12 protein-coding genes are annotated in these 20,610 nt (G+C 53.4%); 8 read left to right on the top strand and 4 right to left on the bottom strand.

The annotated features are described in order from the left end of the window. The first annotated feature begins 72 nt into the window (after positions 1 to 72). From FH871_RS22715 to FH871_RS22700, 4 genes are all read left to right on the top strand, one after another. Complete coding sequence (locus tag FH871_RS22715; protein WP_138993724.1) at positions 73 to 4,101, top strand: hybrid sensor histidine kinase/response regulator transcription factor; 4,029 nt, start codon at positions 73 to 75, stop codon at positions 4,099 to 4,101. Between the two features lie 179 nt (positions 4,102 to 4,280). Next, the gene (locus FH871_RS22710) at positions 4,281 to 10,829 is read left to right on the top strand and encodes a putative Ig domain-containing protein (RefSeq protein ID WP_171062919.1); all 6,549 of its coding nucleotides are present in this window, start codon (positions 4,281 to 4,283) and stop codon (positions 10,827 to 10,829) included. Between the two features lie 252 nt (positions 10,830 to 11,081). Beyond that, positions 11,082 to 11,321, top strand: coding sequence for a hypothetical protein (locus tag FH871_RS22705; protein WP_138993722.1), 240 nt, complete (start codon positions 11,082 to 11,084; stop codon positions 11,319 to 11,321). Positions 11,322 to 11,459: 138 nt separating this feature from the next. Then, positions 11,460 to 11,876 carry a LytTR family DNA-binding domain-containing protein gene (locus FH871_RS22700; protein ID WP_229317495.1) on the top strand — a complete coding sequence of 139 codons (417 nt, stop codon included), beginning with the start codon at positions 11,460 to 11,462 and terminating at the stop codon, positions 11,874 to 11,876. Between the two features lie 23 nt (positions 11,877 to 11,899). Here the strand turns inward: FH871_RS22700 and FH871_RS22695 are convergent, their stop codons facing one another. Further along, positions 11,900 to 14,623: a substrate-binding domain-containing protein gene (locus FH871_RS22695; protein ID WP_138993721.1), complete on the bottom strand. Its 2,724-nt coding sequence runs from the start codon at positions 14,621 to 14,623 to the stop codon at positions 11,900 to 11,902. A gap of 359 nt (positions 14,624 to 14,982) precedes the next feature. Here FH871_RS22695 and FH871_RS22690 point away from each other — a divergent pair, with 359 nt between their 5' ends. Continuing rightward, entirely contained in the window at positions 14,983 to 15,438 is a 456-nt protein-coding gene (locus tag FH871_RS22690; protein WP_114406920.1) for a cold-shock protein, read from the top strand. A 473-nt stretch (positions 15,439 to 15,911) separates the two neighbouring features. Next, on the top strand, positions 15,912 to 16,364 hold the full coding sequence (gene tnpA, locus FH871_RS22685) for an IS200/IS605 family transposase (RefSeq protein WP_138993720.1): 453 nt from the start codon (positions 15,912 to 15,914) through the stop codon (positions 16,362 to 16,364). On the opposite strand, the gene FH871_RS22680 is transcribed toward tnpA, so the two are convergent. Further along, positions 16,365 to 16,808 carry an SRPBCC domain-containing protein gene (locus tag FH871_RS22680; RefSeq protein WP_138993719.1) on the bottom strand — a complete coding sequence of 148 codons (444 nt, stop codon included), beginning with the start codon at positions 16,806 to 16,808 and terminating at the stop codon, positions 16,365 to 16,367. A 351-nt stretch (positions 16,809 to 17,159) separates the two neighbouring features. On the opposite strand from FH871_RS22680, the gene FH871_RS22675 reads away from it, so the two are divergent. Further along, positions 17,160 to 18,077, top strand: a complete 918-nt coding sequence (locus tag FH871_RS22675) for a DUF5655 domain-containing protein (RefSeq protein ID WP_138993718.1) — start codon at positions 17,160 to 17,162, stop codon at positions 18,075 to 18,077. Positions 18,078 to 18,092: 15 nt separating this feature from the next. Then, on the top strand, positions 18,093 to 18,623 hold the full coding sequence (locus FH871_RS22670) for a hypothetical protein (RefSeq protein ID WP_138993717.1): 531 nt from the start codon (positions 18,093 to 18,095) through the stop codon (positions 18,621 to 18,623). Positions 18,624 to 18,652: 29 nt separating this feature from the next. Here FH871_RS22670 and FH871_RS22665 read toward each other — a convergent pair whose 3' ends face one another. Together FH871_RS22665 and FH871_RS22660 are read right to left on the bottom strand one after the other, a co-directional pair. Then, the gene (locus FH871_RS22665) at positions 18,653 to 19,129 is read right to left on the bottom strand and encodes a nitrate reductase associated protein (RefSeq protein ID WP_138993716.1); all 477 of its coding nucleotides are present in this window, start codon (positions 19,127 to 19,129) and stop codon (positions 18,653 to 18,655) included. After that, entirely contained in the window at positions 19,126 to 20,607 is a 1,482-nt protein-coding gene (locus tag FH871_RS22660; RefSeq protein ID WP_138993715.1) for a rubredoxin, read from the bottom strand. The genes FH871_RS22665 and FH871_RS22660 overlap by 4 nt, the downstream gene beginning before the upstream one ends. Positions 20,608 to 20,610 lie beyond the last annotated feature (3 nt).

Below are 20,610 nucleotides of genomic sequence, written 5' to 3'. Positions count from 1 at the left end.
CGACATAACTTTGCATTTTGGAAGTCTTTTTGGCATGGTTTTGCGTATTACTAGTGACAAAATCAGTTTCGAATGCGTTTCCTGATCTTTTTCATTCTTTTCCCGATGGCCCTTTTTGCCCAGCCGAAAGGCTGGCAGGAGATTACGATTTCCGACGGCCTGTCGCAGAGCATGATTTTCGACATCGAGCAGGACCGGAAAGGATTCATCTGGGTGGCTACCAAAGACGGTCTGAATCGCTACGACGGCCACAACTTCAAGGTTTTTACGCACGATCCTTACAACGATTTCAGTCTTTCGGGTGATAATTGCTCAGCCTTGCTGATCGACAGCCGCCAGCGGCTTTGGGTGGGCACCTTTAACGAGGGTCTGAATTTGTTCGACGACCGGACGCAGCGGTTTTACCACATCAACATCAGTGACCAGACGAGTTCGAATGCGGGAAATTACGAGGTTCGCACCCTGGCCGAAGACCCCGAAGGCAACATTTGGGTGGGGACATATACCAATAAGATCTTCAAAATCAGTTTGCCGGCGTCGCTCCGGGATCAATTACCGGATCAGGCTGATCTGACACAATACGTCCGGATTCAGCCCATTGCAATAAAGGAGAAAAAGATCAATGCGTCATCCCTCTATTTCAATTTTCGACCGGACGGACAGGGGTTGCTGGGCGCAGCTTATGGCGTTTTTTCTTTTAACTGGCGAAATCCTTCGCAGGCCACCAAACTGAGTCTGTTTGGTGGAGACGTACTGGATTTGCATTCGGTGTATGAAGACACCCGCCAGGGCTTTCGGTTTGCTTCGACCAGTGATCACATCAAAGGCTGGTTCAAAGGGCAATTGAAAACCATTGCGTTGCCCAAAAAAAAATATTTCGGGGTGCAGCTATACGCGATGGATGCGCAGACCATCGCCATCGCCACCGCCGACCATATGTGGCTGATGTCGCCCGCTGAGCTTTTCCGGCAGGACAGTTTGACCGTCCAAAAGGCCTTCGTGACTTTTCCGCCCAACGTCTACAGCATTACGAGTGTTTTAAAAGACCGAACCGGAACGTTCTGGTTCGGAACCAGCGGCTACGGTTTGCGAAAATTCAACCCCAAAATCAAACAATTTCATTCGTATTTACCCAATACCACCCTCTCCAATCTGTATGTCGACCGGCAGGGTCGTACCTACGTGCGGTTTGAGTTTTCCTATTGGGAACTCGACCGGACCCACAACCGGCTCCTGCCGTTTCTGGATCAAAACCTGCCCGAAGCCGACCGGCGGCAACGGTATCTGATGCAGGACCGGGCGGGTACCTACTGGATTTCCAATGTCCATTTCGAAACCCACGAAAAACACTTGTTCAAGTTCTCATCGGACTGGCAACTCCTCAAAAAATACCCGTTGCCGGCCAATACCGCCTTCGGTTTTTTTGGTAACCACACCATTGAAGACCAGGCCGGTCATCTCTGGATTGGTGCGACCAATGGGAATTTGCTCCGGTTTAACCCGAAATCCGAGCGGTTCGAGGTGTTTAGCTACCAGTCCCTGATGCCTCAAAGCGGTTCCGACATCGAGACGTATGCCTTGTATATTGATGGGAGTGGCACGTTGTGGATCGGTACGCAGAAAGGACTCATCAAAGTGATGAACGCCCAAACGAAACCGGTTTTTTCGATCTATAAGAACAGCAAAACCGAACGGCAGAGCCTGAGTAACGATTTCGTATCGAGTGTGATCGACGATCCCAATGAACCGGAACGGTACCTCTGGGTTGGCACCAAGGGCGGGGGGCTGGAGCGGCTGGACAAACAGACCGGGTTGTTCGTGCATTTTACCGAAGCCCGGGGCTTGCCCAACAAAGTAGTGTACGGTATTCTGACCGATAGCTCTAAAAACCTCTGGCTGAGTACCAACCGGGGCCTGTCCCAGTTCAATCCGAAAACCTACCAGTTTCGCAACTATACCAAAGCCGACGGCTTGCAGGACGATGAATTCAATACCAGTTCCTATTTTAAAACCGCATCCGGCGAACTCCTCTTCGGGGGCATCAATGGGCTGACAACCTTTCGGACGGAAGAAGTTGGTACGACGAGTTCGGACAAACCGCTGGTGAACATCATCGGACTGAAAATCAACAACGAAACCGTTGAGGTAGGAAGCCCCGGCGGTATGCTGTCGCAGGCCATCGAACAGACACCAACGCTCGAACTGGCGCATGATCAGAACCTGGTTACGCTCGAATTCGGGGTGATGGATTACATCAATCCGGGCAAAAACCGCTACCGGTATCGCCTGCACGGCATTGACCGGGACTGGGTGGAGGCCGGTACCAATCGCTTTGCCAATTACGCCCATCTGCCCGACGGCAGCTACCGGTTTGAGATGATGGGGTCGGCCGACGGCGAGGTTTGGAGCAAACCCGTCGAACTCCAGATTCGGATTCATCCGCCGTTCTATCGCACCTGGTGGGCCTATTCCCTTTATCTGTTGGTGCTGGCCCTGATTGGGTGGCAGTTGTACCGGTTTCAGATTCAGCGATTGGTCCTTCGGCAACAGGTTATTTTTGAACAGAAAGAAGCCAGTCGACTGGCCGAACTGGACGCGCTTAAAACCCGGCTTTTTACGAATATTTCCCACGAATTCCGGACGCCCCTGACGCTGATTCTGGGACCCATCGAACAACTGGTTCAGGAATACGCCCATGACATCCGGTTTCCGCTCATTCAACGAAACGCCACCCGGCTGCTCAGCCTGATCAACCAGTTGCTGGACCTGAGCAAAATCGAAGCGGGACAACTCAGCCCCGAACTGCGCACCGGCGACATGGCCGCTTTTTTTCGGATGCTGGCCAGTTCGTTCAGGTCACTGGCGGAGAGTCAGAAGCTGGCGTTTAGTTTTGTCCAAAACGAGTCGACTTTTTGGGCGGATTTTGACCAGGACAAACTCGAAAAAATTGTTGCCAACCTGCTGTCGAATGCCTTTAAATTTACGCCGTCCGGGAAGGCGGTGCGCATGGCGGTGAATTATTCGGGTCTGTCCGGAAAAGAGGAAGTGACGGTCACGGTCGAAGACACCGGTATCGGGATTGCTCCGGTGCATCTGGGGCGCATCTTCGAACGGTTTTATCAGGTCGATCACCCATCCATCCGGACCTACGAAGGCACCGGCATCGGGCTGGCACTGGTCAGCGAACTGATCCGCGTCCTGAACGGAACCATCACCGCCACCAGTACGGAAGGCATCGGGACAACGTTTATCGTGACCTTGCCCCTGGTCAGGAAAGCGCTGGAAGCCGATGTCGCTTTGCCCCGGCTTCAGGGGGCGGCCCATCCGGTTTTGCAATCGGCCCGTCCGGAGAATATTTTGCTCATCGTCGATGATAACGTCGACATCCGGTTGTATGTACGGAGCATTTTTGAAACCGACTACCAGATTGTCGAAGCCACCGACGGGCAGGAAGGGCTGGAAAAAGCCACAGCCCTGCTGCCGAATCTCGTCATTTGCGACCTGATGATGCCCCGGCTCGATGGGTTCGGGTTTTGCCGGGCGTTGAAAACCCAGGAAGCCACCAGCCACATTCCGGTGGTAATGCTGACGGCCCGCGCCACCGTCGAAGACCGCATCGAAGGCTTTGAAATCGGGGCCGATGCCTATCTGACCAAGCCCTTCAATCAGGCTGAAATAGTGGTTCGGGTGCGGAATTTATTGGAGAAACAAACCCGGTTACGAACCTATTTCAGGGGCGGAATTCAGGTGGCTCTGCCAGTCGATGAACCGGGAAAAACGAAGGAAGAAGCTTTTTTGCTAAAAGCGAAAGCAATTATCGGGCAACACCTGGCCGAAAGTGATTTCAGTGTGGAGCAACTCAGCGAAGAACTAAACCTGAGCCAGCGGCAACTGGTGCGCAAACTGAAAGCCCTGACCGACCAAACCGCCGTGGAGTTTATTCGCAATCAGCGACTGGATCACGCGGCTGAACTACTGCGACTGGGCAATGCCACGGTGTCGGAAGTGGCCTATCGGGTAGGCTTCGAAAGTCTGTCGTATTTTACGAAAGTGTTTCAGGACAAATACGGCGTGTTGCCTTCCGCGTATACCCAAATCTGATTGGATCTGCTTCGTTAGAACTTCTCCCGCCCCGCCAGGGGCTTTTTTTATGCCTTACCGGATGATTTGGTAAAAATGAGCTAAGAATTGTCGGATTTGGGTTAACGGGAATGGGTCATATGATGTCAGCTTTGCATGTTGAAACGAAGCACATCCCTGCCCTCTTTTACAATACGACTATGAGAACTAAATCTTTACGCTTTCTATGGTTGCTTACTACGGCAATTGGACTGCTTGGCCAAACATCGGTTCAGGCCGGAACTTTTATCTTCTCCAACAAAAGCGATAACCTGACTCCTACTGTCGCTCTTCCGGGCATTACTACCCAGCCGGTTTCGCAGACGGTTTGCAGCACCAGTCCGGCCAGTTTCTCGGTAGCTGCCACCAATGCGACGAGTTATCGATGGCAAGTGTCCTACGACAATACCTTCAACTTCCCTTCGAATCTGGGCAATACCGGTGTTTACAGTGGTGCTGACACCCCGGTGCTGACGATCTCCTCGGTTTCGAATTTAAATGGGGCCTACTTCCGCTGTGTGGTGACCAACGGCGGTGAATCCACCAATTCGGAAGGGGTGTTGCTGACCGTGACGACCTTACCTACGGCTACGATTTCCTATACCAATTCGTTGTTATGTACCAACGGTAGTCAGCAGGGTGTGTCGCGTTCGGGCAATAACAGTAACGGAGGAGTCTACAGCAGCAGTCCCTCCAGTCTCTCGCTCACCAGCGATTTCGGCGCAGTAATGCCCGGGAGCAGTACGCCGGGTAGTTACACGGTTACCTACACTGTACCGGCGCGGGGAGGCTGTCCGGTGGTGACCGCCACGACTACGCTGACAATAACGGCCCCGCCCACCGTTACGGGCAATGCGGTTACCCAGCCTACCTGTTCTACCCCGACGGGTACGATTAGTGTAACGGCGACGGGCAGCGGCACCATCGAGTATTCGCGCAACGGGACCGACTGGCAATCCAGCGGAACCTTCAGTGGATTGAATCCGGGTAGTTACACGATTCGCGCGCGCTCGTCGGACAACCTCACCTGTACCCGAAACATCACGTTCATGGTGAATGCGGCTGCTGTCGTTACGGTGAGCAATCCGACCGTAACGACAGCGACAACGGGCTCGGGTTTGAGCCGGAACTTCACGGCTTCGGGCGGTACCGGACTCTATAGTTATTCGGTGGCCAGCGGCACTTTGCCCAACGGACTCAGTTTGGCTACAACGGGCGTTTTATCAGGAACGCCCACGGAGGGGGGCAGCTTCACGATCACGGTTCGGGCCACGGGCAACGATGGCTGCTCAGGCGTCGGCGCACCGTATATTCTGGATGTAACGGACATTCCGGTTGCCGTGATCACTACCGGGCCGGTTTCGCAGACGGTTTGCAGCACCAGTCCGGCTAGTTTCTCGGTAGCTGCCACCAATGCGACCAGCTATCTGTGGCAGCGCTCTGCCGACAATACCTTCAACTTTCCTTCCAACCTCTCCAATTCGGGTGTCTACAGTGGTACCGACACGCCGGTGCTGACCATCTCGTCGGTTTCGGGACTGACGGGCTACTTCTTCCGCTGCGTGGTGAGCAACGCCGGAGGTCCGGTGAACTCAAATGGCGCTTCCATCACGGTAACGACGCTTCCGACGGTCACTATTTCCTACATCAATCCGCTCTTGTGTACCACCGGTGGCACGCAGGGGTTGGTGACGCGCTCGGGGTTCAACAACAACGGTGGAACCTACAGCAGCAGTCCCTCGAGTTTGTCGCTCAGCAGCAGTTCAGGCAGCGTAACGACCGCAAGCAGTACACCGGGAAGTTACACGGTGACCTACACTGTACCGGCCAACGGGGGATGTCCGGTGGTGACGGCCACGACCACTTTGACAATAACGGCCCCGCCTACGACGACGGGTAACACGATTACCCAGCCCACCTGTGCCATCCCGACGGGAACAATCAGTGTAACGGCCACGGGCAGCGGCACCATTGAGTATTCGCGAAACGGTACCGACTGGCAGACAACGGGCTTGTTCAGCGGGCTTGAGCCCAATTCGTACGTCATTCGGGTGCGATCGTCGGACAACCCCACGTGTACACGGAACCTGGGCTTCACGATCAATACGGTTCCTTCAGGACCCACGGTGAGTAATCCCGACGTGACAACGGCGACAGTGGGTACGGCTTTCAGCCGGAACTTTACGGCCTCGGGCGGCACATCACCCTACAGTTACTCGGTGGCGAGTGGCACCTTGCCCAACGGACTCAGTTTGGCAACCACCGGGGTTTTATCGGGAACACCCACCGAGAGCGGCAGCTTTACCATCACGGTTCGGGCCACGGGCAACAATGGGTGTTCGGGCCTGGGTTCGGCGTATGTACTGATCGTAGGAGACGCCCCCTCCGCCGATTTATACATTACCAAAACCGACGGCGTCTCAAGTCTGGCTCCCGGCACCCCGACCACCTACACCATTACCGTCAGCAATGCCGGGCCGCTGGCGGTAACCGGGGCAACCGTGACCGATAATTTCCCGGCCTCCATCACCTCGGTAGCCTGGACCGCAACCTTTACCGGCGGAGCATCGGGGACGGGATCCGGAACCGGAAACATCAGCCAGCAGGTGAATTTGCCCGTGGGCGGTTCCGTGACCTATGTGGCGGTTTGTGAAACCAGTTCGACTTCAACCGGCAGTTTGTCCAATACCGCATCGGTCAGTACGCCCGGCGGTATAACGGACCCCAATACCGATAACAACAGTGCCACGGATGTGAATATCCTGACGCCTTCGGCCGATCTGGTGGTTGCTTTTTCCGACAGCCCCGATCCGGTTGGTGCGGGCAACAACCTTACCTATACCGGACAGGTCAGCAACCTGGGACCCAGCACCGCCAGCACGGTGCAGTTGTCGATTCCGCTTTCGGCCAGCACCACGTTCTTTTCGCTTATTGCACCGGGTGGCTGGAGTTGTACGACGCCCCCGGTGGGGACAACCGGGACGGTTTCCTGCAGTCGGGCCAGTTTTCCAACCGCAGGTACCGCCAGTTTTACGCTGGTTGTGGCAACAGTGCCGGGAGCGGAAGGTAACATCCTGACGACCACCGCAACGGTATCGTCTGGTATAACGGACCCCAATTCGGATAACAACACGGCTTCGGTCAATACGTCTGTGGTATCGGGTAGTGCTGACCTGTCGAGCCTCACCCTGAGCGTCGGGAGCTTTTCGACGGCGTTTTTTCCAAGTGTTACCAGTTACTCGGCTACCGTCGGCAATGCCACCAGTAGCCTGACGGTGACGCCTACTTCAGCAAGCAGCAACGCGAGCATTCAGGTCCGGGTCAACGGCGGGAGTTACGGTTCTGTAGCCAGTGGCGCGGCTTCCGATCCGCTGGCGCTCACGGTGGGGGCCAATTCCATCGAGGTGCGGGTGACGGCGGAGGACGGCCTAACAACTAAAACGTACCGGGTGACGGTCACCAGGGGCGTGGAGACGCCCACCATTGGCACCCAGCCGGTTTCGCAGACCGTGTGCTCCAGCAGTCCGGTGAGTTTCTCGGTCAGCGCCGGCAATGCTACCAGCTACCAGTGGCAGATTGCCTTCGATAACACGTTCAACTTCCCCACCAACCTTTTGAATTCGGGCGTCTACAGCGGAGCCGACACCCCGGTACTGACCATCTCGTCGGCTTCGGAACTGAACGGACGGTATTACCGCTGCGTGGTGAGCAACGGGGGTGGGGGAACCAACTCGGAGGTCGTATTGCTGACGGTGACGACCCTGCCGACGGTGTCCATTCACTATAACAACACGGTATTTTGCAACAATTCCAGTGAGCTGGGTCTGATTACGCGCTCGGGTATGGGGAGCAACGGCGGGACCTACAGCAGCAGTCCGTCGAGTCTTTCAATCAATAGCAGTTCGGGCATCGTGACGCCCAGCAGCAGCCCCGCGGGCAGTTATACCATTACGTACACCGTTCCCGCCAGTGGCGGCTGTCCGGTCGTGACCGCCACCGCTGCGCTGACGGTGATCGCTCCCCCGACGTATACCAACCATCTCCTTACCCAGCCCACCTGTGCCATCCCAACGGGAACAATCAGCATAACGGCGACGGGCAGTGGCACCATTGAGTATTCCCGCGACGGTACCGACTGGCAAACCAGTGGCGTCTTCGGTGGATTGGATCCGGGGCAGTATTACGTCATTCGAATCCGGTCGTCAGACAACCCCACGTGCACCCTGAACCGGGGTTTTACCATCAACCCGGTTCCCTCGGCCCCAACCGTGAGCAATCCGGCGGTGACGACAGCCACAGTGGGTACGGTTTTCAGTCAGACCTTCACGGCCTCGGGCGGCACATCACCCTACAGTTATTCGGTGGCGAGTGGCACCTTGCCCGACGGACTCAGTTTGGCAACCACCGGGGTTTTATCGGGAACACCCACCGAGAGCGGCAGCTTTACCATCACGGTTCGGGCCACGGGCAGCAATGGCTGTTCGGGCCTGGGTTCGGCGTATATCGTAACAGTCGGGCAAGCCGCGCCTTTCATCAGCGGTTTTGCGCCCAGTCTCACTGCGGTTTGCGTGGGTAGCCCGGTGACGTTTACCGCCACCATTGCCAACCTAACCGGCAGCTATTCCTATACGCTTACCTCCCTCTCCAACGAAGACATGCTGTATACCGGCACCAGCAGCAACCCGAACTTTAGCCAGACCATATCGGCTCCCGGATCGGGGCAAACCTTCAAGCTGGAAGTGATCAACAACGGAATGCTGGCCACCGCCACTCAATACCTGACGGTCAATGCGCTGCCTGTGGCCGGTTTGGTCAACAACGGACCTTTAACCTGCGGACGAACCTCGGTAACCCTCACCGCTTCGGGCGGCACCAGCTACACCTTTTCCAATGGCAGTGGCGTCGTGGGTACACCCGGTGAAACAAACACGGTGTTGGTCAGTAGTCCAGGTACCTATTCGGTCACGGTAGCCAATGCCAGCGGCTGTCTCAGTACCACGACAACGACGGTTAGCCAGGATGTGACAGCGGCTTCCGTCAGCATTAGTCCGGTTTCGGCCACGCTTACGTGTGCGAGTCCAACAGTAAGCTTATCAGCCGAAGGCAACGGAACGGTATTGTGGTCGACAGGAGCCACCACGGAGAATATTTCGGTGAGTTCGGCGGGGATGTATTCGGTCACCCTGACGGCGGGCAACAGCTGTACGGCCTCGGCCAGTGTCCAGGTTAGCAGCAATATCGTATCGCCATCGGCTCCCAACTTAACCAGCACCACCGTTACGCAGGGGGCGCCCCCGGTAACGCTGATCGCCGACAATTGTGCGGGTACGCTCACCTGGACCGGGCCAGGGGGGGCGACCGGAACCGGGTCCATTACCGTTACGACGGCATCACCCGGTACATTTATCTATGAGGCCACCTGTACCGTAAATGACTGTGTCGGTGATCCCGCCAGCGTAACGGTCGTCGTAGCGGCTCCCGCTGTTACCGGTTCGTTCGACGGGTTTATCTACGGGGCCGACTGCGCCACCTTCCGGGGCTGGGTCTGGGACCGCAACAAACCCAATACCGTCATCACCATCGATATTCTGGACGGGACTACGGTCATTGCGACCATTCCGGCGGGTGAATTCCGGCAGGATCTGCTCAATGCGGGCAAAGGCAACGGGCGTCATGCGTTCTTCTGGCCCATTCCCGATGCGTTGAAAGACGGTTTGCCCCACAGTCTCTCGGCCCGCGTAACGGGCAATAATTTCGTTCTGAAAGATTCGCCAAAGGTGTTGATTTGTGAACCCAATACCAGCCCGGGTGGCAATAAACCGCCCCAACCCCCAACGCCGACGGTGTTGATTGCTCCGCTGGTGGCCCAGGTGGGCGTGCCTTTCTCGGGTACCCTGGTGGCTTTCACGGACCCCGAAGGCGGTTCCCTGAGCTATAATCTAAGCGGTTTGCCAGCGGGGTTGAGCCTGGAGATGCCCAGCCGCATCATCAGCGGGACGCCTACTGAATCGGGTACGTTCGTACTAACCTACCAGGCCACTGACCCGCTGGGAGCCAGCAACAGCGTGAGTTTTCAGTTGACGGTCAACCCGGCCGAGACGACGACGGTGACGGGCAGTTTCGAGGGGTATCTGGACAAATTGGATTGTGGCGGCATCCGGGGCTGGGTGTGGGATCGTAATAAACCGAACACGCCGTTGACAGTGGAGTTTTACACCGAAAGCAGTCCGGGAGTGATCACGGTATTGGGCAGTACGCTGGCCAACATCTACCGGCAGGATCTGAAGGATGCGGGCAAGGGCAACGGTGCCCATGCCTACAACTTTACGCCCCCGTCCAGTGTGACCAACGGCACATCGGTGCTGGCCCGGGTGCTGGGCTCCAGCTTTGTGCTGAAAGGCTCGCCGAAGACCTATCAGTGTGCCCCGGCCCGGTTGTCGGCGGAACAGAAACCGGTTTTGGAGGTGGCGGTTTTGGGCAATCCGATCCATGATTACCTGGATATGGAGATTCGGGGGGCGGAGGGCCAGCCGCTGACGGTGCAGGTGACGGATTTGCAGGGTCGGATCGTTGCTGAGCAGCACATCAGCCGGGCGGGCGTGGTGGCGTATCAGCGGCTGTCGGTAGTGGGTCAGTCAGCGGGTCTTCTGGTGTTGCAGGTTCGGATGATGGCTCAGGTCAAAACCGTAACCGTTTTGAAGACGAATTAAAGCGGGAACGGGGCGGCAAACGTTGCCGCCCCGTTTTCTGGCAATTTTTTTAGCCGGGCGCGTCATCCGGCGAAAATGAGCAAAAGAATGTCGGATTTGGGTTAACACAAATTGGCCGCTGAAAGTCAGCTTTGTGGTAGAAAAACACGTTCATTTTTTTCACCACTTTTCGGTCATGCTATGCAAAACAACGCCGTTTTTTGCCGCTCTTTTCAAGCCTGTCGAATGAGGTTGGCGTCGATAGTCTCAGGTTTGAGTCTGCTTGTTTGGGGTCTGCTTTGTGGTCAGATCATCCTGTTGGCAATCGTTCAAACGATGAACCACAAAGCGGTTTGCCACACGGATCACGGTTTCTTGTGTGACGTGTATATGGGTGTTCCTTCCCACGAAAAAAGAGGAAAACCGATGGATTCGTCTCCGCCCCGCGGGGCATTGGCCACGGCGGAAAAGGGGGCACAGGGTACGTTTTTGAAGATCCTCAAAACAGCCTGAAGTGCTTTTTAGGGGAGAATGGGTCTAAAAAGGGGAGAATGTCCGAAATGAGGAAAAGGATGTCCGAAATGTGTTAACTGAAAAAGGGGGAATCGGGGCTTTTTTGCAGGGACGAACCGATCACTTATTCACGTGCATATGCCCCAACCTTTTTACACCGGCAACCCGACCTGTCAATCCGCCGATTTGACCTTTAACCCGTCCGAAAGCATGCTCACGATGCACTGTCGGAAAACGGGACCGATCAGCCTTCCTGTAGCCGATTTGATGTTTCTACAGGCCACCGGCAACTACTGCTGGCTGCACTGGAGAAATGGACAACGACTGCTGCTGCCCCGTACCTTAAAATACTACGAGCCCCAATTACCCGACACACTATTTGTTCGCCCACACCACAACTGCATTGTCAACATCCGCTACATTGAGCGCATGGAACGGATTTATCCTGATAAAGGAGGATTGATTCATTTGCGGTCGGGGGTGGCGCTACCCATCTCGCGTCGGCGGTGGCTGGCCATCCGGAAGCTTTATACCCGGCTAAAAACAGAGCACTAATGCCAGTGGCTTTGCGGGCAGACTCAAACGCCAACCGGCGCTTTGCGGTATTCCGAAGGCGTTTGTTTGGTGTGTTGCTTAAAGAATGTCGTGAAGTAGGCGGGTGAGCTAAAGCCGGTTTCACCGGCGATTTCCGACATGGCTTTGTTGGTCTCCACCAGCAGCACCTTGGCTTTTTTCAGGCGGATTTCGGTAAAATACTCATTGACATTTTTATCGAGCACAGCCTGTACTTTCCGGTAGAGCTGGACGCGCGAAACGCCCATTTCGCGGCTCAGTTGCTCGACGCCAAACGATGGATCGGCCAGATTCTGCTCAATGAGGGCGGTAAGTTCGTTCAGGAACTTTTTCTCCTGGCGGTTTTCGGTTTTTGTCAGGTAATCACCCATATACCGTTTCTGCCATTTTTCCCGGTTGTTCAACGCCGTCCGGATCGTTTCGAGCAAATAGGTAATCAGAAATGGTTTGGCGATGTAGGCATCGGCTCCGGCGCGGGTGCCTTCGATGCGGTTTTCCATCTGGCCCTTGGCGGTGAGCAGAATAACCGGGATGGTCGAGGTTCGGAAGTCACTTTTAATGCGCTGGGTCAGTTGCAAGCCATCCATGCCCGGCAGCATAACGTCGCTGATAATCAGGTCAGGTACGGTTTCCAGAATGGTCTCCCAGCCTTTTTCGGCAGATGTTTCGGCCACAACCTCAAATTCCTCACGGAGCCGGGTGGTCAGGTACTGCCGCAATTCGTCGTGGTCTTCGATGAGCACCAGCGTACCGGTTTTTCGGACAACCGGGGCTACAGGGCTGGCAGGGGCCGGCGTTCCTTCGTCGTCGTCCAGCAACAGGGGCAGTGTGCGGGTATCGGGGATTTCTTCCTGTTGGGTCGGGTCCAGATGCGCATTGCCCAAGGGCAGCAGAATGGTGAAGGTCGTACCCTGTTCTTTCTCCGAGCGGACGTCGATTTCGCCGTAATGCAGGTGGACAAATTCCCGCGAAAGGGCCAGGCCGACGCCGTTGCCAAGGTTAAAATGTTTGGGAGCCGTATAGAACAAATCAAAGGCGTGGGCCTGTTCTTCGGCGTTCATGCCCGCCCCGTTATCCTGCACCTGAATCCGCGCCCGGTTGTCGCACAGATCGACCCGAACATGAATGAGCCCGCCTTTCGAGGTGTATTTGAACGCATTCGACAGCAGATTGAACAGGACTTTATCCAGTTTTTCGCGGTCGAACCACACCATGAGCATCGATTGCGCGGGGATGAATTGCAGGTCGATGTGGTTTTTCTCGGCTTTTCGGCGAAAATCACTCACAATATCCCGGATAAACGCCACCAGATCCTGTTCGCCGGCCTGCAAAAGCAGTTTGCCGGCGTCGGTTTTCCGCAAATCCAGCATCTGATCGACCAGCCGCAACAGGCGGTACGCGTTTTTTCGGATGAGTGATAAATTCGCCTTGAGTTCGTAGGGGTTGACGGTTTTCTTTGCCAGCAGGTCTTCGGCCGGGGTCAGAATCAGGTTGAGGGGCGTGTTGAACTCGTGGGAGATGTATGAATAAAACCGCAGTTTTTCTTCCGTTGCCAGCCGGGCCTGGGCCGATACGGCTTCGATGCGATCTTTCTGTTCGCTGATTTCAACGTTTTGTTTGGCCAGAATCTGGTAAGCCGCCTGTTTTTGCCGAACCAGATACAGGGCCCAGGCCCCGAGCAGAATGACCACAAACAAACTGGCCAGGGTGACATACAGCGTGTTGCGTTGGGTCAGATACGTCTGTTTCAGTTCGTCGATTCGCTGGCTTTGCTTTTCAATATCCTGCTGCTGGCTGAGGAGTTTGTCGCTCTGGGCTTTGATGGCCCGGACGTTGGACGCGTCGATCTGGATCGAATTCAGGGTCGTTTCGCGCCGGACGGCTTTGCCAGCCAACACCTGCACGGCGGTTTCGATGGCTTCCTCCCCGCCGGTCGGGTACAGAAACGACGCCTTCAGGAGTCCGTCGGTCACGAGTTGCATGCCGCCTTGTGGACCAGGCAGGGCGTCGATTCCGACAAACTCAAGCTGATTCGTCAGGCCGTGTTGTTTGCAGACTTCGTAGACGCCAAGGGCCATGACGTCGTTGTGGGCGAAAACCAGGTCGGCTTTTTGAAGGGCTGTGAGGTTGGTCTCAGCCCGGTGGCGGGCGGTGTCGCGTTCCCATTCGCCGTCCAGTTCGGCCACCACGCGGATGCCCGGAAACCGGGCGAGTTGTTGTTGCAAACCCCGGTGTCGTTCCTGAGCGGGCGACGAACCGGCCAGCCCTTTCACCTCGATCACGGCACCTTTTCCCTTGAGGTGATTTCCGATGAACGCACCGGCCAGCCGCCCAATTTCGAAATTGTCGCCCCCGATGTAGGCGTTGTAGGATTCTGAATCGATCCGGCGGTCAAGGACAATAACCGGAATGCCTTTTTTAAAAACCGCATCGACGGCTTTGGTGATGGGCGCGGTTTCGTTGGGCGAAATGATCAATAAATCAATGCCGCGATTGGTAAGTGATTGAATTTGAGCGATCTGTTTGTCGGTGCTGTTGCCCGCATCCTCATACAGCAGGGTATAATCGGGGTGAAACGACAGCGCCCGTTGCATATCGCTGAGCATGGTTTGCCGCCATTGGTCGGCGCCCGTGCATTGTGAAAAGCCAATGGTAAATTTCTTGTCCTGCGGTTTTGAACAGGAACTCCCCAAAAAGAAGATGAAAAGAAAAAAGAGACTATATTTCATCTTTTTCTGTCATTAATGCTATTTGTCCAGCCTAATCAAAAGTAGGGGTATTCTGTGTGAAATCAAACTCTGCGTCGGCCCGGTTTTCAGGGACTTTGGGGCATTGACAGATTCGTTCTATTCGGAAAAAAATCCGTAGAAGCGGCTAAAAAGGTAACTCATCTTTTCTTTTGAAGGCAATGCGGGAGATAATGAACTTATTTGCCGGGAAGCGAATTAAAAATATAGTACCTTGCCTGCCAGAAAGCCGCTTCCCTGCCAGATCCCAGATCTTCTCCCATCGAAAAAGCCTCCGGATAGACGGGAAAGCCGTATACTGGCTGATCAAACTCATTTTCCACTAAAACAATCACCACATTATGGGTAGAACTCAAGAGACGTTTAATAAAAAGGAAAAAGAAAAAAACCGGCAAAAGAAGAATAAGGAAAAGGCGGAAAAGAAGGAAGAGCGGAAAGCCAATTCGGATAAAGGAAAAGGTCTGGACGAAATGATGGCGTATGTCGATGAAAACGGTAATATTTCGTCGTCGCCCCCGGATCTTCGGAAGAAGAAAACTATCAATACGGAAGATATACAGATTGGGGTTTCCAGACAAGAACCGGGTGTCCCGCAGGAAGTTATCAGAAAAGGTACGGTTACGTTTTTTAACGAGTCGAAAGGCTACGGTTTTATCAAGGATCAGGAAACACAGGATAGTGTTTTTGTGCACATCAGCGGTTTGGTCGATGCGGTGAAAGACGGCGACAAAGTAACGTTTGAAGTGGAAATGACCGCCAAAGGTCCCAACGCCCGTGATGTGAAGAAAGCCGTTTAAGGTAGTTACAACACGTTGAAAATCTTCGTTTAGCAGAAACCCGGCCTGAGTGTCGGGTTTTGTTTTTTGGTGGGGTTTCATCCCGGCGTTGATGTCATGCCGGTGTCGATGTCATGCCGGTGCCATGCCATAGCCACAGGGCGTTGCCCCGTACTAGTGATAATGCCCCGTTGGGGCGCGATGCAGCGAACAATTCCACATCCCGCCCTGAAAGGGCATCATCACTAGCACGGGGCAACGCCCTGTGGTATGGTCCCGCACATGGAATTGATCCCGACATGGTGTGGTCCCGACATGGCATGATCCCGACATGGTATGGTCCCGCACCTGGTATGGTCCCGCACATGGAATGAGGATAGGTTTATGGCAGGTGATGTACAATCGCCCCGGACTCGGTTTAAGTTCAGGCATTACTTTTTGCAGGGGTGATCGTCTAATGATTTAATCGTGCAAACCATTAAATCAGATATACCATGCCACAATCCTTAACCAGGGTGTATGTTCACCTGGTCTTTAGCACCAAATACCGTGAGCCGATCATCGGCGATGAGGTGAAAGACGAATTGTATGCCTATTTGGGCGGTATTTGCAGGCAACTGGAATGCAATCCTGTAAAAATTGGCGGCTACTACGACCATGTGCATATTCTGTGCGTTCTGTCAAAGAAAATCACCCTCATGAAGTTGCTGGAAGAGGTGAAGAAAAGCTCGTCCAAATGGATGAAGATGCAAGGCCACACCTACCGAAATTTTTATTGGCAGGACGGGTATGGCGCGTTCTCCGTAAATCCGTCGCAGGTCGATGCGGTAGTGCGGTACATCAGCAATCAATACCAGCACCACGGCAGCACCTCGTTCCAGGACGAATGCCGGGGGATTTTTCAGAAATACGGCATGGTCTACGATGAGCGGTATGTGTGGGATTGATTACGACCCTTCTTCCGCCAGTTCTTTTACTTTGTCCAGTGCTGTTGGCCAGGTTTTCAGGAAATATTCCTTATCCTGTTCCGTAACGTCCAGATTCACCGTTAATTCGGTTTTTCCATCGACGGTTTTGAGCGTATAATTTTCATGGGCACCCGCCCATTGTTTGGTGGCTTCACTGTCGTAGTCTTCAACCCCGTTTTTGATTGCGCCCAGGTGTTTGAACGACATCCGTTCGTTGGGCCGGTTGGCGGCAATCGATGAAATCATTCCTTCGTGTTCTCCGCCCAGGAACAACACTTTGCTGCCTTCTTTCCAATCCGTTTCTATTCTTGAACCTTCACTGAAAACCGCCGTCCATACCGGATACGTCGCATCGTTCCAGAGGATGTTCCACACGGTTTCCCGCGGGGCATCGATCAAAATAGTATATTCCAGCTTTTCCATGGTGTTGAATAGGGGTTTGGTATGGAACAAAGGTGACGGTTTTTTTCGGAATCAGGAGGGGTGAAAACGACAAGTTGAGGGGGCGATTCCGACCCGTTGGCCGACTGAAAATTAAAAAGAGAGGCCATCGCAACGAATCGTTTCGAGCCATTCGGAGATTGTGGAAAGGCTGAAAAATACCTGTTGGAATCGTTTGCCTTTTGGTATAAGTGCTTTGGAGTGGCTTTCATGCATTAATTACAAAGTGGTTTTCAGGTGTTTCATTTTTTTTTGCGTGCTTTGCTCTGTGATGCATCGTAGCAAGTAAGCGTTCCCTGCACAATAAAGCGTAACCATACCAGCCAAATCGCTATGCCATTGTTTAGAATAGAACATAAATTAGAACACATAAAAGAAGTTTCATTCAAACTGGAACGGGAGATTCAGCGTCTAACGGAGCAAAATCTGCAAATCTTATTACGAATTAATTTTATACGCTCTGAATTTTCGCTGAACAATTTTCGGATTGATACCCTGGCTTTCGATCCGGAGACTAAAGCGTTTGTTATTATTGAATATAAGCGAGATAAAACCTTTAGTGTAATTGATCAGGGCTATGCATATTTATCGCTAATGCTGAATAATAAGGCAGATTTTATCTTAGAGTATAATGAAAGTCAAAACCAGAGCTTGAAGCGGCTGGATGTTGACTGGACACAATCTAAGGTAATTTTTGTAGCTCCTTTCTTCACCACCTACCAGCGAGAAGCTATAAATTTCAAAGACTTGCCTATCGAGCTATGGGAGGTTAAAAAATTTGAAAATGATACACTATCTTTTGAACAATTGCAGAAAGCTTCTGCGAAAGAAAGTATTAAAACTATCTCCCGTTCAGATGATACGGTAGAAGCCGTTAGTAAAGAAGTAAAAGTTTATACGGAGCAGGATCACCTGCAAAAAGTAGATTTTGAAACCCGTGAGCTATTCGAGAACGTCAAGGATAGATTACTGAATATGGATGACAACATAACCGTTCAGCCTAAAAAACAGACCATTGGCTTTAAGGTAGATAATAATATATTCTGCGATGTTGTATTGCAAGGTAAAGGGCTTAAAATTTACCTGAATTTAAAAAGTGGCGACTTGCAAGATCAAAAAAAAGTCACTCGCGATGTTTCAAATGTTGGGCATTGGGGAAACGGAGCTTATGAAATTAAATTGACGGATCTTGAAGATATTGATTACATTTTAAGTCTTTTAAAACAATCCTTGCGAAAGAATAAAGCATAAAAGGTCCGCTGATTTATGAACTACCCCCATCCCTCCATCGAAGCCTTGCTACAGATCTTCAAACCCGTCATTGGGGCAGATTATGACAGATACCGCAACCACGTCTACCGGGTTTTTCTGAATTGTCTTTTGCTGGATCGGGATGCAACCAACGAAGAAAAATACGCCCTGGCCGTCGTTTTTCATGACATCGGCATCTGGACCAATCACACCATTGATTATTTAGACCCTTCCGTGGCGCAGGCCCGACACTACCTGACCGAAACCGGGAAACCAGAGTGGATCGAAGAAATTACGCTGATGATTTACTGGCACCACAAAATCAGTCCGTATCGTGGTAACTTCGAGAAAACCGTCGAAAACTTCCGGAAAGCGGATTGGATCGATGTGTCGCTGGGCCTGTTGACGTTCGGAGCCGACCAGCACCAGATCCGGAAAAACCGGGAGCGGCTGCCCAATCGGGGGTTTCACTGGTTTCTCACCAAAAAATTAGCGAAGAATTTCTTCGGACATCCGCTGAATCCGCTTCCCATGTTTACGAAATAATCCGTTTCCACGTACCGCAACGACCAGTTTTAAGCCGTAGCAATCCCGAATTCTCGCAAAGCGCGGGGGAAGTTTTTTCCTTCGTGACCCGACCGGCAGAGCTTGATCAGCGCAAACCGCTGGAGCACATCCAGCCGAATCCATTGCCGGAGGGTCAGGGGCGCACAGTTGAATTCCCGCGCTTTTTCCTGTACTTCGCCCGGAACCTCGCCCAGAATATCCCAGGTTGCCTCCACCGGTGGTAGTTCGCTGACGGTTTTCTGGCAACGCTCGGCCACCCGCTGAATCAGATACTGGCGGTATTGTTCGATTTCCGATTCGGTATAACACGGGCGGATCGCCAGTTCGCGTTTTTCATCGACCCGCAGTTTCACCCATTCCGGGAGTTTCAGCTTGATGCCGCACGTGTCGAGTTTGTAGCGGACAATCATCGGAATGCAGCGAAACGTGTCGACAAAGTCGTTCTCAAAAGCAAAATACACGGGATCAACAGCCTGTGGTTTCATCGAAAAGTCGGGTTTTGGTTGATTACTTCGAGCTGAATTTCCTGTAACTCGGTTTTGGGGGCATCGCAGGTAGAACAGGTATAGTCGCTGGGTAACTGGCTGAATGATACGTCCGCCGGAATGCCGCGCCGTTCGTCACCGTACTGCGGATCATACACGGTAAAGCAATGCGGACACTGGTACAATCGACTGGCCGCAACGGGAGCCGGTTCCGGATTTTCCGGTTCGAGCCGGACGGATTTGCTCGTTTCGAGCGAACGGCGGTTGCTGAATTTGCGGCACAAGCGGTCGATCTGGTATGGCAGAAACGGTTTGAACAATCCTTTCTCGAACCGGATATACGTCCGGCTGTTCGGGTTGAAATTTTCGGTATAATACAGGTCGTACACGCTGAAAAGCGCCAGGTGACCGATCCGGAGCAGCGGGCGTTTGCGCACCAGCACGGAGCCGAAGACTTCCGATTTCGGGCGGGTTTGTACGCCAAAACACAGCCCAAACGTCCGCATATCGTATTTTTCGAAATACCGGATGACGTAGTTTTTCAGTTGCAGACCGTCGTCGCTGTGGTCTTCCGTTTGCCAGGCCAGTTCGTTGGCGGCATGGCGCACGTTGATGTTGTGTTTGGCCAGCACATATGACCACGCTCGCCGGTCTTTCTCTTCAATTCCTTTGATAATCAAGGATTTCCAGGGTGTTACGCAGATCTCTCCGATGCGGGTTTTCAGACACAGCGCGCACATGTCCAGCAAAAAATCGATGGGAAACTGCTCATCCCGGCGGTATAATCCGAGCCACGACCGTTCACCGTAGCGGTTGAATCCTTCGTAATACGGCAACGAAAACTCCGGCAGTTCGACCTCCTGCGTCGCCGGTTGGGTAATAAAACCAGCGCGACTCGTGACGGTTTTGTGCAGCGTTTCTGCATCCCGGTAGTCCGATTCGCTGTCCAGCAGTGCCGTTTCAACGGCTTTGGCCAGGCGACCCAGATCGTTGGTATAGACGAGTTCCGGCCAGCGAAAAACCGTGTTGCTCTGCTTCGGGCGAACGTACAAATACCAGAAATGGGGCTCGGGGGACGCGATAAAATTGAGATTTCCCGTAAAAAAGGGCGTGAAACTCTGGTTGGAGTCCGACAGGTTTATCTTTAAACGGGGCTGCTCGTCAAACTGGTCCAGAACCGTGTGATATTCACTTTCCCGCAGCCACGCGCCCGTCCGAAACACGTCTTCCCCGCAGTACGAACTGATGATGTTGGGAAACTGATCGGTATTGATTTCGTAGGGAATCGGATGCTTTTTCAGCTCTTTTTCCAACGCGCGCAGGTCTTCGTAATGCACCGTCATGAGCAACTGCTGCCGGGCACCAAAACGAACGTTCCGAACATTGGCATTCCGGGCCAGCGCCAACAGATTCTGCAACGTTCCCGGCGAACTGATCCCGGCCGGAAGGTTGACTTTGAGGGTGTAATAATCTCTCATTGT

The sequence above is a fragment of the Larkinella sp. C7 genome (assembly GCF_006149005.1).
In the GTDB taxonomy this organism is placed as follows: domain Bacteria; phylum Bacteroidota; class Bacteroidia; order Cytophagales; family Spirosomataceae; genus Larkinella.
The sequence above is the reverse complement of the archived record's forward strand: the minus strand, read 5'-3'. Positions and strand labels throughout refer to the sequence as shown.